This window comes from Cognatishimia sp. (assembly GCF_049116455.1).
Taxonomy (GTDB): domain Bacteria; phylum Pseudomonadota; class Alphaproteobacteria; order Rhodobacterales; family Rhodobacteraceae; genus Cognatishimia.
Window position 1 is genome coordinate 655,397 of the sequence record NZ_JAGDYW010000001.1, and the last position, 18,156, is coordinate 673,552.

General features: G+C 53.5%; 15 protein-coding genes. 4 read left to right on the forward strand and 11 right to left on the reverse strand.

Features of this window, described 5'->3' with window-relative positions; genetic code table 11:
• Positions 1–5: 5 nt before the first annotated feature.
• The 7 genes from gyrB to mutM form a co-directional block, all read right to left on the reverse strand.
• The gene (gene gyrB, locus JXQ85_RS03190; RefSeq protein WP_421747402.1) at positions 6–2,423 is read right to left on the reverse strand and encodes a DNA topoisomerase (ATP-hydrolyzing) subunit B; all 2,418 of its coding nucleotides are present in this window, start codon (positions 2,421–2,423) and stop codon (positions 6–8) included.
• Positions 2,424–2,581: 158 nt separating this feature from the next.
• On the reverse strand, positions 2,582–3,682 hold the full coding sequence (gene recF, locus JXQ85_RS03195) for a DNA replication/repair protein RecF (RefSeq protein WP_421747403.1): 1,101 nt from the start codon (positions 3,680–3,682) through the stop codon (positions 2,582–2,584).
• A gap of 58 nt (positions 3,683–3,740) precedes the next feature.
• Positions 3,741–4,859, reverse strand: a complete 1,119-nt coding sequence (gene dnaN, locus JXQ85_RS03200) for a DNA polymerase III subunit beta (RefSeq protein WP_421747404.1) — start codon at positions 4,857–4,859, stop codon at positions 3,741–3,743.
• Positions 4,860–5,029: 170 nt separating this feature from the next.
• Positions 5,030–6,445: a chromosomal replication initiator protein DnaA gene (gene dnaA / locus JXQ85_RS03205; protein ID WP_421747405.1), complete on the reverse strand. Its 1,416-nt coding sequence runs from the start codon at positions 6,443–6,445 to the stop codon at positions 5,030–5,032.
• Positions 6,446–6,928: 483 nt separating this feature from the next.
• Positions 6,929–7,192 (reverse strand): 30S ribosomal protein S20, encoded by a 264-nt coding sequence (gene rpsT, locus JXQ85_RS03210; RefSeq protein ID WP_421747406.1) that lies wholly within the window; start codon positions 7,190–7,192, stop codon positions 6,929–6,931.
• Between the two features lie 302 nt (positions 7,193–7,494).
• On the reverse strand, positions 7,495–8,271 hold the full coding sequence (locus JXQ85_RS03215; RefSeq protein ID WP_421747407.1) for an enoyl-CoA hydratase: 777 nt from the start codon (positions 8,269–8,271) through the stop codon (positions 7,495–7,497).
• A gap of 64 nt (positions 8,272–8,335) precedes the next feature.
• A complete protein-coding gene (gene mutM / locus JXQ85_RS03220; RefSeq protein ID WP_421747408.1) occupies positions 8,336–9,187 on the reverse strand; it encodes a bifunctional DNA-formamidopyrimidine glycosylase/DNA-(apurinic or apyrimidinic site) lyase in 852 nt (283 codons plus the stop codon).
• Positions 9,188–9,333: 146 nt separating this feature from the next.
• Between mutM and ubiE the strand changes: the two genes are divergently transcribed.
• Together ubiE and ubiB are read left to right on the forward strand one after the other, a co-directional pair.
• On the forward strand, positions 9,334–10,086 hold the full coding sequence (gene ubiE / locus JXQ85_RS03225; protein ID WP_421747409.1) for a bifunctional demethylmenaquinone methyltransferase/2-methoxy-6-polyprenyl-1,4-benzoquinol methylase UbiE: 753 nt from the start codon (positions 9,334–9,336) through the stop codon (positions 10,084–10,086).
• Between the two features lies 1 nt (position 10,087).
• On the forward strand, positions 10,088–11,620 hold the full coding sequence (gene ubiB, locus JXQ85_RS03230) for a 2-polyprenylphenol 6-hydroxylase (protein ID WP_421747410.1): 1,533 nt from the start codon (positions 10,088–10,090) through the stop codon (positions 11,618–11,620).
• Positions 11,621–11,755: 135 nt separating this feature from the next.
• On the opposite strand, the gene dapA is transcribed toward ubiB, so the two are convergent.
• Positions 11,756–12,631: a 4-hydroxy-tetrahydrodipicolinate synthase gene (dapA, locus tag JXQ85_RS03235; RefSeq protein WP_421747411.1), complete on the reverse strand. Its 876-nt coding sequence runs from the start codon at positions 12,629–12,631 to the stop codon at positions 11,756–11,758.
• A gap of 151 nt (positions 12,632–12,782) precedes the next feature.
• Here dapA and JXQ85_RS03240 point away from each other — a divergent pair, with 151 nt between their 5' ends.
• Entirely contained in the window at positions 12,783–14,723 is a 1,941-nt protein-coding gene (locus JXQ85_RS03240) for a lytic transglycosylase domain-containing protein (protein WP_421747412.1), read from the forward strand.
• Here JXQ85_RS03240 and JXQ85_RS03245 read toward each other — a convergent pair.
• From JXQ85_RS03245 to mnmD, 3 genes are read right to left on the reverse strand one after another with little or no spacing between them, the layout of a single operon-like run.
• Positions 14,720–15,460, reverse strand: a complete 741-nt coding sequence (locus tag JXQ85_RS03245; protein WP_421747413.1) for a sulfite exporter TauE/SafE family protein — start codon at positions 15,458–15,460, stop codon at positions 14,720–14,722. The two genes, JXQ85_RS03240 and JXQ85_RS03245, sit on opposite strands and share 4 nt — an antisense overlap.
• 9 nt (positions 15,461–15,469) lie before the next feature.
• Complete coding sequence (locus JXQ85_RS03250; protein ID WP_421747414.1) at positions 15,470–16,345, reverse strand: DMT family transporter; 876 nt, start codon at positions 16,343–16,345, stop codon at positions 15,470–15,472.
• The gene (gene mnmD / locus JXQ85_RS03255; protein ID WP_421747415.1) at positions 16,342–17,031 is read right to left on the reverse strand and encodes a tRNA (5-methylaminomethyl-2-thiouridine)(34)-methyltransferase MnmD; all 690 of its coding nucleotides are present in this window, start codon (positions 17,029–17,031) and stop codon (positions 16,342–16,344) included. Before mnmD ends, JXQ85_RS03250 begins: the two co-directional genes overlap by 4 nt.
• An 82-nt stretch (positions 17,032–17,113) precedes the next feature.
• Here mnmD and JXQ85_RS03260 point away from each other — a divergent pair, with 82 nt between their 5' ends.
• On the forward strand, positions 17,114–18,148 hold the full coding sequence (locus JXQ85_RS03260; protein ID WP_421747416.1) for an NAD(P)/FAD-dependent oxidoreductase: 1,035 nt from the start codon (positions 17,114–17,116) through the stop codon (positions 18,146–18,148).
• Positions 18,149–18,156 lie beyond the last annotated feature (8 nt).

An 18,156-nucleotide genomic window follows, 5' to 3' on the forward strand; every position in this document is an offset into this window, starting at 1 on the left:
GTCGCTTAGAAGTCGAGATTTTCAACACTCAGCGCATTCTTCTGAATGAACTCACGGCGTGGCTCTACGACGTCGCCCATCAGCTTGGTGAAGAGGTCATCCGCACCAGCCATGTCTTCGACTTTCACCTGCAGCAATGTGCGAGCATCTGGATCCAAAGTGGTTTCCCACAGTTGGTCCGGGTTCATTTCGCCCAGGCCTTTGTAGCGCTGTAGTGTCAGGCCGCGTTCGCCCTCGGCCAAGATAGCTGACATCAGATCTAGAGGGCCGTGAATGATCTGTGTGCGATCTTTGCGGGACAGGGATGCTGCGACGCCGTAAACTTCTTGCAGGCCTTGGGTAAAGCTGCCGGTTTTGCGGGCCTCACCTGAGCGCAGCATTGGGCCATCCAGAGTACGCACTTCTTCGACGCCACGCAGAATACGCGCAAGCTTCATGCCGTGATCTTGGGTGATGCGGCCCTGCCAGCCTTGTTCGTATTCCAACGCGATCAAGTTAAGGCGATCTGCGACCTTGTCGGCCACGCCTTGAAGGTCAGATTCCACAGCGCCGGGAACGAAAGCCCCCGCAATGGCGGCTTGTTCTAGAATATGGCGTGGATAATGAGTTGGGAAAGCGTCCAGCACGCGTTTCAACTGACGCGCTTCGGTCACGATCCGAGCAAGGTCAGCGCCAACGATCTCCTCGCCGGACCCTAAGCGCAGCACAGCACCTTCAACACCTTGAGTGACCAGATAGTCATCCAGCGCGGCTTGGTCCTTCAAGTAAACCTCGGATTTACCTCGGGCGACTTTATACAGTGGAGGTTGCGCGATGTAGAGGTGACCGCGTTCGATCAGCTCGGGCATTTGACGGTAGAAGAAGGTCAACAGCAGCGTCCGAATGTGCGCACCATCGACGTCCGCATCGGTCATGATCACGACCTTGTGGTAACGAAGCTTATCAACGTTGAATTCATCGCGTCCGATTCCGGTACCAAGCGCCATCACGAGGTTGCCGATTTCCTGAGAGGATAGCATCCGATCGAAACGCGCGCGTTCGACGTTCAAGATTTTACCACGCAATGGCAGGACAGCCTGCGTACCTCGATCACGTCCGGTTTGGGCCGATCCGCCGGCAGAGTCACCCTCCACCAGGAAGACTTCGGTTTTAGACGGGTCTTTTTCAGAGCAATCTTTGAGTTTGCCAGCGAGGTAGTTCACATCCATCGCCGTTTTGCGGCGGGTCAGCTCTCGGGCCTTGCGCGCGGCTTCTCGCGCCATGGCGGCTTCGACGATCTTGCCAACAATGATTTTGGCCTGTGCCGGGTTTTCCTCGAACCATTCAGACAGTTTTTCGCCCATCAGGCCTTCTACGGCTGGGCGAACCTCAGATGAGACAAGCTTGTCTTTGGTCTGTGATGAGAACTTTGGATCAGGAACTTTGACCGACAGGATGCAAGTCAGGCCTTCGCGGGCATCATCACCCGTAAAGTTGATCTTTTCTTTCTTCGCGATGCCGCTTTCTTGGGCGTATTTGGTCAGCGTTCGGGTCAATGCACCACGGAAACCTGCCATGTGTGTACCGCCATCGCGTTGCGGAATGTTGTTGGTAAAAGGTAGAACATTTTCGTGGTAGCTATCGTTCCACCACATCGCGACTTCGACACCGATGTCGTCTTTTTCGCCGTTCACGTAAATCGGTTCTTCCATCATCGCCGTCTTGTGGCGGTCGACGTATTTCACAAACTCTTTGACGCCGCCGTCATAGTAAAGCTCGGTCTTTAGCGGCTCAGCCGGGCGTTCATCTTCAAGGATGATGCGTACACCAGAGTTTAGGAACGCCAGTTCGCGTAGGCGTTTTTCCAGCGTCTCAAAGGAGTATTCGAGATTGGAGAATGTGTCGGTCGAGGCTAGAAAGCGGACTTCGGTGCCAGTGTGGTCGCCCGCTTCGCCGATGATCTTCAAGTGCTCCGTGGTTTCGCCGCCTTCGAACTTAGCAAAGTGTTCTTTGCCGTTGCGCCAGACCCGCAATTCCAACCAGTCCGACAGCGCGTTCACAACAGAGACACCCACGCCGTGTAGACCGCCGGAAACCTTGTAGGAATTGCTGTCAAACTTACCGCCAGCGTGCAGCTGAGTCATAATGACTTCGGCTGCGGAAACGCCTTCTTCAGGGTGAATGTCCACCGGAATTCCGCGCCCGTTGTCGCTGACTGACACAGAGCTATCGGCGTGGATTTTGACGGTCACATAGTCTGCGTGTTTCGCCAGAGCCTCGTCAATTCCGTTGTCGACAACCTCATAGACCATATGATGCAGGCCCGAGCCATCATCGGTGTCACCGATATACATGCCCGGACGTTTCCGGACAGCTTCCAAGCCTTTGAGAACTTTAATAGAATCCGCGCCATATTGCTCGGGGTTCTGCGCGTTGTCGCTCATATGTTGAGGTCCCTTATTCTTTCAGGATTTTATACCTTTTGTGACGGGGAATGTCACGTCGTTGGGAGGAAAAACTGGGCGGGGAATTGCGCGTGTTTCAAAGGCATTGAGGGCAGCTCAAAGCGTTGGAAATTTTGAGTATTTCTGCAAAAGAGAAATTACGATGCAGCGCTTTGAGAAATACCGTTTTCTTCGGTGATCTCGAGGTATTGACCGCGGTCGCCGAGCGCGTCGAATAGGCTCATTTCTGTTCCAGTCATCCAGGCCTGCGCACCGAGGTCACTGATTTCATCATAAAGCGCGGCGCGGCGGTCTGCATCAAGATGGGCGGCGACTTCATCGAGCAAAAGAATCGGCGGCGTGCCGATTTGTTCTGCCAGAGCGCGGGCATTGGCAAGGATGAGAGATATCAGAAGCGCCTTTTGTTCGCCGGTGGAGCAATCCGCCGCTGGGACGCCCTTGGCAATGTAGGCACCATAGAGATCGCTACGATGTGGCCCGACAAGCGTGCGCCCAACCATGATGTCGCGTGGGCGGCTTTCAGCGAAGGCCTCTTTGAAATCGGCCTCGGTGGTTGGAATTGCGCCTTCGGTTTGTTGAATTTCTAGTTCTGCAATTGGGAAGGCAGTCTGAGTCTGCTCTTGAGCTTTGGTAAGGTGCTCGACTGTCTTCGTGCGATTGGTATGAATCTTGGAGGCAGATTGGGCCATTTGATCTTCGAGTGCACGGTACCAATGGGCGTCGCGAATTTGCTCTTTCAGCAAACGGTTCCGTTCGCGCATGGTTTTTTCATAGGTCAGCGCGGCTTCGGCATGATCAGGGAAAAACGAAAGAGCAGTGCGGTCTAAAAAACGGCGACGCCCTTCTGCACCTTCAATCCAAAGACGATCCATGGCTGGAATTAGCCAGATCACACGACAGAGTTCCCCAAGGCGCGTTTGTGGTGAGGCCTTGTCGTTGATCTTCACCTGCCGTGGCGCGCCTTCGTCAGACCAGGTCTCGATCTCTTGTGTCCCGACTGTTGCTTGCAACATGCCCTTGAGTTTCCAACCTAGAGCCTCCGGGCGGCGGGTCATGTCCTGTGCACTGGCGCGACGAATGCCACGGCCTGGCGAGAACAACGAAACGGCCTCTAAGATGTTGGTCTTTCCAGCACCATTGGGGCCGTAGAGCGCTACAGGACGTGCATCGCAGTCGAATTCGCTGAGTTTATGGCTGCGAAAGTGGCTGAGTGTGAGTTTGGTTAGAGCAAGAGTCATAAGGCCCCCGGCAGATATGCGGAGGCCTTAAAGAATTTGGATATGCAGAAAGCGCCGCTCACACACGCATCGGCATGACGACGTAGACAGCAGTTGTGTCATTGCCTTCACGCATCAAGGTTGGGTCGCCGGCGGAGTTGAACATGAAGACTGCGTTTTCACGATCCACCTGGCTTGCAATTTCCAGCAAATATTTGGCGTTAAAGCCGATTTCCAGACGTTCATCACCATAGGCCACGGCGAGCTCTTCTTCAGCGGCACCAGAATCAGGTGCATTCACCGACAGGATCAGACGATCTTCATCAAGGGCCAGCTTTACAGCGCGAGAACGTTCAGAGGAAACGGTCGCGACCCGGTCAACGGCTTGTGCGAATTCGGATGCATCTACTTCAAGGCGGCGGGTGTTGCCTGCTGGGATCACACGTGTGTAATCCGGGAAGGTGCCGTCGATGACTTTGGATGTCAGCGTGATGTCTGGTGTCGCAAAGCGGACTTTGGTTTCGGATACAGACACAGCGATGTCCATTTCATCGTCGTCCAGCAACTTGCGCAGCTCGCCAACGGTTTTGCGCGGAACGATCACGCCCGGCATATCACTTGCACCATCTGGCAGGTCGGAATCGATCCGTGCGAGGCGGTGACCGTCAGTGGCCACGCAGCGCAGAACTTTGCCACCGTCTGCGTCAGACACATGCATATAGACGCCATTCAAGTAGTAGCGGGTTTCTTCGGTCGAGATCGCGAACTTTGATTTATCAAACAAGCGGCGAAGTTGGGCTGCATTTGCTGTGAAGTTGCAGGCGTATTCGGATGACGCCATCACAGGGAAGTCTTCTTTCGGCAGGGTCGCCAAAGAGAAATTAGAACGCCCTGCTTCGACGGTCAGACGCCCAGAGGTGCCGTCGTCGGTCAGCGTAACCAAGGCCCCGTCTGGCAGCTTCCGCACGATTTCATGCAAGGTATTTGCAGAGACTGTTGTTGCACCTGCACGTTCTACTTGCGCAGCAGCTTTGTCGACGACTTCGATATCAAGATCGGTTGCGCGGAATTGAACCGTATCGCCTTCGGCTTCGATCAGAACATTGGCGAGAATTGGGATTGTGTTGCGCCGCTCCACAACGGATTGCGCCTGAGATACTGCCTTCAGCAGAGTGCCACGTTCGATGCTGATCTTCATCTCTTATTCCTCCGACGTGCGGGCGAGGTCCCGGGGAGATCACAGTAGCTGCTTCCGCCCTCGGCTCAAGCCCTTTTTGTCTTTTTCAATCGTTATTTAAAGGGCGTCAAGCGCCAGACAGAAAAGCGGGCCACAAAGGACCCGCTTAGATGTTCATTTTTGCAAAACTGTTACGCTTCAAGCGCACGACGCAGCAATTCCAGATCTTCAGCGATCTGACCATCAGAGCTGCGCAGTTCTTCGATACGGCGCACACCGTGCATCACTGTGGTGTGGTCGCGGCCTCCAAAGCGGCGTCCGATTTCCGGTAGACTGCGGCTTGTCAGCTGCTTGCAGAGGAACATGGCGACCTGACGTGGGCGCGCAAAAGTACGAACACGTTTTGGGCCGATCATATCGCTGAGGCGAATGTTGTAGTGTTCTGCGACGCGACGCTGGATTTCTTCAACGCTGATTTTGCGTTCTGATGCGCGCAATACGTCAGACAGACAGTCTTGTGTCAGGTCCATTGTGATTTCGCGACCCACAAGGGATGCAAAAGCGAACAGACGAGTCAGAGCACCTTCTAGGACACGCACGTTTGTTGAAATGCGGTGGGCAAGGAATTCTAGAACCCCATCTGCGATCATAAGATCAGGATATTGGCCGCGATATTGCTCGACTTTGCTTTGCAGAATGCCAAGGCGCAGTTCGTAGTCGGTTGGATGCAGATCAACAACCAGACCACATTGCAAACGCGAGCGTATGCGGTCTTCCATGTCTTTGATCTCACCTGGCGCACGATCGGCAGAGATGATGATCTGTTTGTTTTGATCGACCAGGGCGTTGAAAGTATGGAAGAATTCCTCTTGCGTGGAGTCCTTTCCGGCAATGAACTGAACGTCGTCTACCATCAATACGTCAACCGAACGGAAAAGTTCTTTGAAGTCCATCATCTTGCGATCACGCAGCGCTTGCACAAAACGGTACATGAATTGTTCTGCGGATAGATAGAGGACGTTTAGATCTGGGCGCTGGGTTTGCAGCTCCCATGCGATGGCGTGCATGAGGTGCGTTTTACCAAGGCCAACACCGCCGTATAGGAATAGTGGGTTGAAGGAGACAGGGCCACCTTCTGCCACGCGGTGTGCCGCTGCATTGGCCAGTTCGTTTGGTTTGCCAACGACAAAGCTGTCAAAGGTGAAGCGCGTATCAAGTGGAGCACCTGGTAGCGTGTCTTTGGAACCCGCAAAACCTGTTGCATCGGCGCGTTTTGCTGTCGCGCGTGCTGATGGCTTTGCTGCATGCCCAGATGTCGAAGGGGCTGCGATACTAGACGCTGCTGCGCCGTTTTTATTTGCTGCTGCGCGGCCAACTTTGAAGTGTACACGTTGTACTTCTTCGCCTGCCTGCGTCAGTTGGTGAATGATCAGGTCCCCAAAGTTTTGAGAAACATAGTTGCCAATAAAGTTGGTTGGCACCGTAAATGTCGCCACACCGTTGGACAATTCAGCCAGCTGAAGTGGCTCGATCCAAGCTTTATAGTTGTTTTGCCCAACTGTTTGTAAAAGGTCTTGCTGAAGAGACCCCCACTGCTCCTGTTTCATCTGTCCCCGTTTCTGCGCCTTGCCTTGTGGGGCGCATGCCCCGTCTTTTCGTATTCCTCGATTCTCAAAGTCCAACGGGTTGCACCAACGGCCGATAGGCCCAAGACAAATCTTTCCCGTCAGGAAAAGTCCCCACTTTTCCTGTGATCTATCTTTCCGCACTTATGTGCGCGTTAATGCGTTTAGGCTATGACGCCTCGCAGCTTCCCCAGACACGCATCCCACCGATAAGAATCGAGCGTGTCTCCTGTGGGTTGTAACTGCAAGCTGTTCCTCAGTGTAATGCTGAGTGACGCCGGCCCCCCGATGTGACGATATGAATCGCACTTACTAAGCTAGCAATATCGTCGGTGGCCCGGCAACAGATCTTCGATCTTGACTCTGAGATTCAATAAAAAGAATCTCTTTAGTCTCATTATTGGGCATACAAAAAAGGCGCATCCGAGGAGGATACGCCTTATTTTATTACCGTCTGGTAAAGGTTTAGCCGAGTGCTTTGACGCGCGCTGACAAGCGGGAAATCTTACGGGACGCTGTATTCTTGTGGAACACGCCTTTGGTCACGCCGCGCATTACTTCTGGTTGAGCTGCCTTGAATGCCTCTGCAGCTGCTGCCTTGTCGCCGGACTCGATTGCTTCTTCTACATTACGTAGGAAAGTACGGATGCGGGAGCGGCGTGCTTTGTTAACTGCAAAGCGGCGTTCATTCTGACGGGCGCGTTTTTTCGCCTGTGGTGAGTTTGCCATGAATCTCAGACCTTTATTTCATATTCGTTCAGTTGCGAGCGCGTGCATAAACACCAAACAGGTCCGTCCAGTTTCCCGGATCGATTCTTGCCTAAGCGGGCATCACGCGCATGTATGACGGCGGTCTATACAGTCATCCAAAGGGATTGTGAATAGTAAAAGCACAGGCTGAGCTTTTGCAGATGCAGCACGATTTTGAATTGCGAATAGTTGTTTCGAGAGAATCACATTGCGTGCCGGACGAAACAAAAAACCGCCCCAGAAGGGCGGTCATTTGATTCTTTGGCGAAGAAAGATGCCGCTTACTTGTCGCGGAACTGCGCTTCGCGTTTTTCTTGGAACGCTGCCATGCCTTCTTTCTGATCCTCTGTTGAAAACAGGGAATGGAACAAGCGGCGCTCAAACAGGATGCCTTCAGATAATGTGGTCTCGTAAGAACGGTTCACAGCTTCTTTAGCGGCCAGGCTTGCGATGATCGATTTTTCAGCGATCTTTTGTGCCGCGCCTAGCGCCTCATCCATCAGCTTCTTGGTAGGAACCACGCGCGAAACCAAGCCAGAGCGTTCAGCTTCGTCGGCATCCATGAAACGCCCTGTAAGGTGCATATCCATCGCTTTGGATTTTCCAACAAACCGGGTCAAACGTTGCGTGCCACCGATTCCTGCAATCACACCGAGGTTAATTTCAGGTTGGCCGAATTTGGCCGTTTCAGAAGCAATGATGAAATCACACATCATCGCCAATTCGCAGCCACCACCCAGCGCGTAGCCAGACACGGCGGCGATGATTGGTTTGCGGGTATTTGCAACGGCATCGCCCTCAGCGGCAAAGAAGTTTGAAAGAAACATGTCCACAAAGGACTTTTCAGACATTTCTTTGATGTCGGCGCCGGCGGCGAAGGCCTTCTCGGAACCGGTCAGAACAATGCAGCGTACTTTGTCGTTTTCATCCGCGTCTTTCAGCGCAGTTGCAAGCTCACCAAGCAATTGGGAGTTCAGCGCGTTCAAAGCGTCCGGGCGATTTAACTTGATCAGTGCTACGTGATCTTCAACTTCGACGATGATCGTCTCAAAAGCCATGTATCTGCTTTCTGTTGTTTCTGGTCAGGGACGATTCCTTACCATTTGAGGGGGGCGGATCAAGCTATCTTTGGCATTGCGGACAATAGAAGGATGAGCGTCCGGACTGTGTGATTCGGGTGATTTCACCCCTGCAGTCAGGGGCGCGACAGGGTGCAGTTTCACGCCCATAGACATCGAAAGAATGCTGAAAATATCCAAGTTCTCCATCGGCTTGGCGGAAATCCTTTAGCGAAGATCCACCGGCGGAAATGGCCTCGACAAGGACCTCTCGGATGATCGGGACGAGGCTGCGAATGCGCTTTTCAGAAATTGTGTTTACGTGGCGTTTTGGCGAGATTTTTGCTCTGAAAAGTGCCTCGCAAACGTAAATATTGCCCAGTCCGGCGACGATTTTTTGATCTAAAAGGGCGGATTTGATGGGCGTTTTGCGCCCCGAGAGCTTCTGGGCGAAGTAATCTTCATGAAAATCATTGCCCAAAGGTTCAGGGCCAATCGAAGCCAAAAGCGGGTGGTCTGCGGCTGTCGCTGTATCGAGTAGGTCCATCGCGCCAAAGCGTCTTGGATCGTTGAAAGTCACACGCGCGCCGTTATCCATATGAAAGACAACATGATCGTGTTTTTCAGGAGCAGGATGGTCGTGTAGGAATTGGCCCAGTGGATCGCCAGAAATCAACATCCGCCCGGACATTCCGAGATGGACCAGAAGTGTTTCGCCGGTCGATAAATCAGCGAGGATGTATTTGGAGCGCCGACGCAATGCAGACACGCGCGCGCCAGTCAGCCGCTCTGACATACGCTCAGGAAACGGCCAACGCAGGTCGGGTCGATTAACATCTGCTTTCGCGATCACCCCATTTTCCATTGCTGGCTCAAGGCCGCGGCGGACGGTTTCGACCTCTGGTAATTCTGGCATGCTAGGCCCCTTCATTCATGCGTTTTGCATAGCTAAAGGGATTCGCCTTATGGGGATAGTGTCTGGCTGAATGGCGCGCGATTCAACGCATTGTATGGGACGGCAGGGGGCTATATGTAGAGCGAGACAAAAGAGGTGGCAGCGCTATGACAAACACGGATGAAAACACCACGCATTTTGGGTTTGATACCGTTCCAGAGTCCGAAAAAGCTGGACGTGTTCAGGGTGTATTCAATTCTGTGGCCAGCAAATATGACGTGATGAATGACGTTATGAGCATGGGCATTCACCGCATCTGGAAAGATGCGATGATGGATTGGCTGGCGCCGCGTCCGGGGCAGAGGCTGCTGGATGTCGCGGGTGGTACCGGCGATATTTCTTTCCGCTTTCTGTCACGCGCTGGTGAAGGCCATGCAACTGTTTGCGATCTGACCGCGCCGATGCTGGTTGAGGGCCGTAAGCGGGCCGAAGCTGAGAAGATGTCCGGCAGCCTGGATTGGGTGACAGGCGATGCGATGTCCTTGCCGTTCCCAGACAATACCTTTGACGTTTATACCATCAGCTTTGGTATTCGGAACGTTACTCGCCCTCAGGAGGCGCTAAATGAGGCCTACCGTGTATTGAAACCCGGTGGCCGTTTGATGGTGCTGGAATTCAGCCAGCTGCCAAGCCCTGCTATGCAATGGGCATATGATCGATATTCCTTCAATGTGATCCCCGAGATGGGCAAGATTATCGCGGATGACCGTGATAGCTATCAGTATCTGGTGGAATCAATTCGAAAATTCCCGGATCAGGATACGTTTCTCGACATGGTTAAAACCGCAGGCTTCGCAAATGCGAAATACCGCAATCTGACTTTGGGTATTGCTGCACTCCATTCAGGTTGGAAAATCTAGAATGCGCGGACCTCACAATATTTGGCGTCTGATCCGCACAGGCGCCACTTTGGAACGCACGGGTGCCATGGGCGTCGTGCTCGAAGCGTTCAACGCTCCGAAACCTTTGCGTTTAATTGCGCGTACAGTCGTTTGGCCGTTCCGATGGATTGGTATTAAGGGCGACCAAAGCCTGCCACCAGTTGTGCGTGCGCTGAATGCACTCGGGCCGGCGTATATTAAGTTTGGACAGGTGCTGTCCACGAGACCTGATGTGGTTGGCGGCGAATTGGCCAATCAAATGCGGGTTTTGCAAGATAAGCTGCCCCCATTTTCCATTGAGCAAGCCAAACAAGCGGTAGCTGCAGAGTTGGATCAGTCTGCGGATGAAATCTATTCGGAATTTTCAGAACCTGTTGCTGCTGCGTCTATTGCTCAAGTGCACAAGGCACGACTGGCCGAAACTGGCCAGGTCGTTGCGGTTAAGGTGTTGCGTCCAGGTATCGAGCGCGCATTTCGCAAAGACGTCGATGCTTTTTACTTCATCGCAAGTTTTGCAGAATTATTTTTGCCCGGGTCGCGCCGCCTGAAGCCCACCGATGTGGTCGAGCACTTTGACGGTGTCGTTACTGGGGAACTCGACCTGCGACTTGAAAGTGCTTCAGCCAGTGAGTTTGCAGCCAATACAGCCAATGATGCCGGTTTTCAGGTCCCAACAATTCTGTGGCAGCATTCTGGACGCCGTGTGATGACCATGGATTGGGCCGAAGGTGCCCGCATGGGGGATAACGCTGCGATTGATGCGGCTGGTCACGATCGCCATGCGCTAGGCAGCCGCGTGCTAGAACTGTTCCTAAGCCATGCGCTGCGTGACGGATTTTTCCATGCGGATATGCATCAAGGCAATCTGAAGGTTGCTCCGAATGGTGACATCATTGCCTACGATTTCGGCATAATGGGCCATATCGATGAATACACGCGCCGGGTCTATGCGGAGATTCTGTTTGGTTTTATTCAGCGCGATTACCAACGTGTCGCTGAAGTGCATTTTGAGGCGGGCTATGTGCCAGCCAATCGAGACGTAGACGAATTCGCACGCGCTTTGCGTGCTGTTGGTGAACCCATCTTTGGTATGGATGCCACCAAGATCTCCATGGGGCGTTTGCTGAACTACCTTTTTGAAGTGACAGAGCGCTTTGGTATGGAAACCCGCACCGAGTTGATCTTGCTGCAAAGGACCATGGTAGTCGTCGAAGGGGTTGCTCGGTCTTTGGATGAGACGATCAACATCTGGGACGTCGCGAAACCAGTGGTTGGCGACTACATCAAAGACTCCATCGGACCCAAAGCATTGGCGAACGACCTCTGGAAGACAGCGAAGGTACTGGCTCGCTTTGGCCCACGTTTGCCAGGGCTGGTAGAGGACGCGTTGATTGCACAGGTTGCTGCGGAAGAGAAGCGGCCTACAAGGCTCTGGCCATTGCTTGCGCTTAGCGCAGTCTCTGGCGGTGTGGTTGCGGTTGCTGGGACATATGCAGCGTTGGTTTTGTTTTAACCACACAAGCGGCGGGAGGAAGGTCGATCTTTGTTGATCCCTCATCTGCCCGCCGGATTATACCCGACGCCCTTCGTGGAAACAAAAAAAGCCCCGGCAATGCCGGGGCTTGGTATTTTGAGTGTTGCGCGATGATCAGTCGATCAACCCAGCATGCCGCATTGCTGCGTCAATCTGTGCCTTTGTGCTGTCCAGCAAACCAGTCAACGGCAAGCGGACTTCTTCGCTGCACAGACCCAATTGGGACATCGCGTATTTTACGCCGACCAGACCTGGCTCGACAAAGATCGCTTCATGTAGCGGGAAGAGACTATCCTGCAGTTCAAGCGCTTTAGTATAGTCACCAGCCAATGTTGCCGCTTGGAACTCTGCGCAAAGACGTGGTGCAACGTTTGCTGTGACCGAGATGCAGCCTTTGCCGCCTTGGGCGTTAAATGCCAAGGCGGTGCCGTCTTCGCCAGACAGCTGCACAAAATCAGGGCCGCAGGTCAGGCGCTGTTGGTTCACACGATTCAAATCGCCGGTTGCATCTTTGACGCCGACAATACGTGGCAGCTTTGCTAGCTCGCCCATAGTCTCTGGAGCCATATCGACAACGGAACGGCCCGGGATGTTGTAGATAATGATTGGTAATTCGCAGCAATCATGCAGGGCTGTGAAATGAGCGATTAATCCGCGTTGTGTCGGCTTGTTGTAGTAAGGCGTCACCACCAGTCCGGCATCCGCACCGGCTTTTTCAGCAAACTTCATGAGGCGGATGGCTTCGATTGTATTGTTGCTTCCGGCGCCTGCGATCACAGGAACGCGGCCCGCAGCAGCACGAACAACCTCTTCGATGACTGTTTCGTGCTCTTCGTGGGTCAACGTTGGGGATTCGCCAGTCGTGCCGACGGGGACAAATCCATTTGTGCCTTCGCCGATGTGCCATTCGACCAGCTTCTTCAGCGTTTCAAGATCCAGCTCGCCGTTCTTGAACGGCGTGATGAGTGCGGGAAAAGACCCTTTAAACATAACACGCTCCTTTGTTTTGCGTAGCTGGGCGAAACGCCCGGTAGAAAGTCGCGCGGAACCTAGCGGGATCATGCCGGTTTGCCAAGATTGTCATTGGCGGATTGCTCTGCGCGGACTTATGTTTGGGTCATATCCTTTGTCGTGCAGGAAAATGCAAGTGATACGAATTCTTTGGGTTCTTCTTTTGACGCTGTTTATCGCCGATTCTGTGGCGGCACAGTCTCTGTCTAAAGCGATGGATGCCGTTCGTGCCAAGGATTGGGCCGAGGCCGAGCGTCTGGTGCGGCGGCAAGATGATGTGGTGAAAGACATTGTTGAATGGCACCGCCTGCGTGCTGGCGAAGGAACCGCACGCGAGGCGCAAGCTTTCTTAGATCGCCGCGGCGATTGGCCGGGGCTGCCTTATTTGCGGCGTCAAATGGAGCAAAGCTTTGAGGGCGCATCCACATCCCGCGTGGTGGCCTTTTTTGCAGACCAAGATCCGAGAACGGCAGAAGGTGCCTTGGCCTATGCTCGGGCATTAGCGGCGCAGGGAAAACGCGGGGCCGCAGAAGCAGAGATTGTTCTGGCGTGGCGCACTATGTCCATGTCTGACGCTTTGCAGGCAGAATTTTTGGCGGACTACGGGCGTGTCCTTAAGAAACACCATGAAGCGCGTTTGGATTACGCGCTCTGGAAAGGCTGGAAAGAAAACGCGCAACGGATGTACCCGTTGGTCAATGAAGGCTGGCGCAGATTGGCGGCTGCGCGACTTGGTCTACGTCAGGACCGGACCGGTGTTGATGCTTTGATCGAGGCCATACCTTCGCGCCTATCCAATGATCCGGGTTTGGCTTACGAACGTTTTCAATGGCGTGTTCGGAAGGGGCGTAGCGACTCTGCAATCGAATTATTGCTTGCGCAAAGCAAAGAAGACCGTTTGGGTGAGCCGCTACCTTGGGCCGGTCGCCGACAAATCTATGCGCGCAGTGAAATGCGAGCGGGCCGGTATAGTCGTGCTTATGCGATTGCGTCATCACATGGCCTTGTCGAGGGAAGTAAATACGCTGATCTCGAGTGGCTCTCGGGCTACCTTGCCCTAAGATTCTTGAACAATCCGAAAACAGCGCTGCAGCATTTTGTGCGCTTTGAGCAGGCTGTAGCGACCCCGATTTCATGGGGACGTGCCGGCTATTGGATTGGTCGAGCCTATGAAGCGATGGGCGATAAGGCCTCCGCGCAGCGCGCTTATACGGGTGGTGGTCAATATCAGACAAGTTTCTATGGGTTGCTGGCAGCTGAGAAGGCTGGCGTTGCGCTGAAACCTCAGCTTGCAGGTGTTCGAGCAACGGATTGGCGCGGCGCTCCGTTTACTCGCTCATCTGTGCACCAGGCCGCATTGGCATTTCTGAAAGCGGATGAGCTGTGGTTGGCAGAGCGTTTCTGGACGCACCTTGCTGAAACGCAAGATCGCGGAACAATGGCTCAGATGGGACAGATGGCGATCGATATGGGGCAACCCCATATCGCGGTCATGCTGGGCAAGCGGTTTATCAAGTTCGGGCAGACCATTCATGCGCCATATTACGCGCTGCACCCTATGGCGAAGCGGCGTGATCTGAATGTTCCTGCGGAGATGGCATTGGCAATTGCGCGGCGTGAAAGTGAATTTGACCCAGCTGTCGTTTCTGGGGCGAACGCACAGGGGTTGATGCAAATTCTGCCTGGTACAGCTAAGCAGGTGGCAGGCGCACTCGGCATTTCCTATTCTAAGGCACGACTGTTGAGCGATCCCGATTATAATGTGACGCTGGGTACGGCCTATCTTGCAGGTCTGGCCGAAGAGTTTGATGGCAATGTCATTATGGTTGCAGCGGGCTACAACGCAGGTCCAAGTCGTCCAGCTCGTTGGATGAATGAACGTGGAGATCCGCGGCGGCGCGGTGGCATGGACATTGTGGATTGGATTGAACACATCCCGTTTAGCGAAACACGCAACTATGTGATGCGGGTTGCTGAAAGCCTGCCCATCTATCGGGCTCGATTGGGCAAAAATCCTTTGCCTATTCCATTTAGCAAAGAGCTGGTTGGGCGCAGCTTGCTTTCAAATTAGATCGCCATCTGAAGCAGGATCGCGACGCCTGATGCAAGCAACAGCCACAGGATTAATGCTTTGAAAGCTGCATCCGAAGTGCGTTTGAAAACCCAAAGTCCCAAAAGTGTGGACAGCAAGGTTGCTGGGAATGACAGAACAGCAAGTTTAATTACATCAATCGTGATCATGCCGAAACTCAACATGCTGACAAGTGCGGCGCTTAAGATCAACAAATTGAACGGCTGATAACGTGCGCGTTGGTCTTGTGGTGTCAGGTTCTGCAATTGGCACCAAATCAAAGGCAATGGGCCTGCCAACCCTGCCAGTCCCCCAAGAATGCCACCTGCCACGCCGACCAATCGCTCACGATATAAAGGTTTAGGTGGCAGTTGAACCTGCCGAGATGATCCGAAGATTTTCCACATCGCGTAGGCAATCAGGAACACGGCAACGAAACTTTTGATGACAGTTGGTGGAATTACAAACAAAGCGAGTGTGCCGACAGGAACGCCAAGCAAGCCGCCAGAGATTAAGGGCCATGCTTTATGAAATGACACATGGGCCGAAAGCCGTGCCAGTCCGATCAATTGACCCGCCATCGCGCTGATCACGATCAAAGGCGGAACGAGTTCAAACGGAAGAACAGCGAACCAAATGCCCGACGCAAACAGCGCTGTACCAAAGCCTGCAAAGCCATTGATAAAGCCGCCTAAGGCTGCGCCTGCCAAAAGCCCAAGGATCAGAGTGATGTCCATGGTGTTTGATTAGGGTTGCTTTTGCGCAACCTGGCGCTCACGCCAAAACACAAATAGGCCAGCGGTCACGATAATCGCAGCGCCGATCGCCACATTCAGGCGCACGGTTTCAGTGTAAATTAAAACTCCGAAGCCCGCCGCAAACGGCATTTGCAGATAGGCAAATGGCTGTACCGCACTGGCCTCTGCAACCTCATAAGTTTTGATCAAAAGCCAGTGCCCAAAAATGCCTGTAAGGCAAAGAACGATCATCCACAGCACATCCGGCTGCGCCAACATCTGCCAGTGGAATGCCCCGACTATCGTCATCACCATTGCGCCGATAACGCCTATGTAAAGAAAGCTCGTCGTGGCACTGTCGTGTAGCCCAGCAATTCGCGTTGTCACGCCATAAAGCGCAAACATTGCAGCCCCCAGCAGCGGCAGCATCGCCCATGGTGAGACAACCCCGAAACCGGGGCGCACAATGATCAATACTCCGACAAAACCAATGAGGACGGCACTCCATCTGATCCAACCGATTTTCTCTCCTAAAATCGGGCCGGACAATGCAACGATGATCAGTGGATAGCAGACAAAGATTGCGTGGCTTTCGGTGAGGCCAAGATAAGTGAAGGCTGCCACCGTTACGCAGATTTCTAGAGGTAATAAAATGCTTCTAAACCACTGGACCGCGGGGCGGTTAGATTGGAAGTTTTGCCGAATGCCGCCGTTTCTATGAGCAAGGATCAAGGCAAATAATGCAAAGGTCCAGAACCTGACCATGACGATCATGAAGACGTTAAATTCCGCTGCAAGATGCAAAGAGATCGCGTCTTGGGCAGCAAATACAAAGGATGTCACAGACATGAGCACAAAGCCCAAGGTGTTGTTTGGGCTGCTCATTCTGAAACCGTTGTTATCGGTTTGGTGGCAATGGTCATATGCCGTTTGCGGCCAAAGCCTGACACGCGTTCAATCTCAAACCCAGCATTTTCCAAGTTTCGCCTGACAAACCCCGCGGCAGTATAGGTTGCCGCTGTGCCACCTGCTTTGGTGTGCTTACCGACTTCGGACATCAGTTTTTCATCCCAGAGCTCAGGGTTTTTAGCGGGTGAAAACCCATCGAGGAACCAAGCGTCTGCTTGCCAGTCTTCTGTGCTTAAGGTCTCGCGCGCGTCGCCTAGGATCACGCGGGCATTGATCCCTTCTAAGGTTGATAGTGTCTGATCGACCGACCAAGCTTCACAAAGGCGCTGAGCGTAATCGGCGACCTCAGGGAAGGCGTTAAGCGCGCGTGCCATTTCCTCAGCGGACATTGGAAAGGCCTCAAAGCTTGTAAAAGTTAAAGGTGTCGTGTGACCTGCAGCGTCCCATGCGCGCCACGCGGCAATTAGATTTAATCCAGTCCCAAAGCCCAATTCGGCGATATGAAACCCCGGTGCAAACCGATCCGGTAGGTTGTTCCCAGCCAAAAAGACATGCCCTGTTTCGTTCAACCCGTGTTCAAGGCTGAAATACGGATCATCAAACTTGGTCGACACCGGGATCAAGTCGTCTCGCCATTGCAGTTTTGCTGTCTGGTCGCTCATTCAGCTATGCCTTATTAGATGAGGTCTTCGGGGTGCTTCGGCGCACGATGGACAGCTTTGAGCAAAGATGAAGGATTTGGCAATGGTTGATGTCACCGTCATGGGTGCGGGCGCGTTTGGGCTGTCTGTCGCTTGGGCCTGCGCGAAACGTGGGGCCAAAGTGCAGGTGATTGATCCCATCGGCGTAGCGGCCGGCTCTTCTGGCGGTATTGTCGGTGCATTGGCGCCGCATACTCCCGAGAACTGGAACCCTAAGAAAGCGTTTCAACTTGAAAGCCTGTTGATGGCTGAAGCGTTTTGGAGCGAGATTGAAGAGGTGAGTGGCTTGCCAACCGGTTATGGCCGATTGGGGCGATTGCAACCCATCGCTGACGAACGCGCGATGGCACTTGCCCTGCAGCGTGTAGAAACGTCAAAGACTTTGTGGAAAGGGCTTGCGCAGTGGCAGATCCTTTCGGCTGAAGATGTAGGGTCTTGGGCACCACAGTCGCCTACTGGAAAGTTGATCCATGACACGCTGAGTGCCCGTGTTCATCCAAGGCTAGCGTGCCATGCTTTGGCAAAGGCCCTTACAGCCAATGGGGTTTCTATTTCTCCCTCTGGTCGGCATGAAGGTATGACAGTTTGGGCGACTGGCTGGGAGGGTCTTAAAGAACTCTCCCAACACCATCACAGAATGGTTGGGAATGGTGTGAAAGGGCAAGCGGCTTTATTCCAATTGGATCGACGAAACCAACCGCAGCTTTATGCGGATGCATTGCACATTATTCCTCATGCTGACGGGACGGTGGCCCTTGGGTCGACCAGCGAGCGTGAATTTGACGATCCTAGTTACACGGATGCGCAATTGGATGACGTGATTGAACGCGCTATCAAAGCGATGCCAGCGCTGGCAAATGCTCCGGTTCTAGAGCGCTGGGCGGGCGTGCGCCCTCGGGCCCGCAGCCGCGCACCGATGCTTGGTGTGCACCCGTTTCGATCAGGGGCGTTTGTCGCCAACGGTGGTTTTAAAATTGGGTTCGGGATGGCGCCCAAAGTTGGCGAGGTCATGGCTGATTTGGTTTTGGAGGCAAAAGACGGCATTCCCGTTGACTTCAAGCCACAGGCATCCCTTTAAAAAACCGG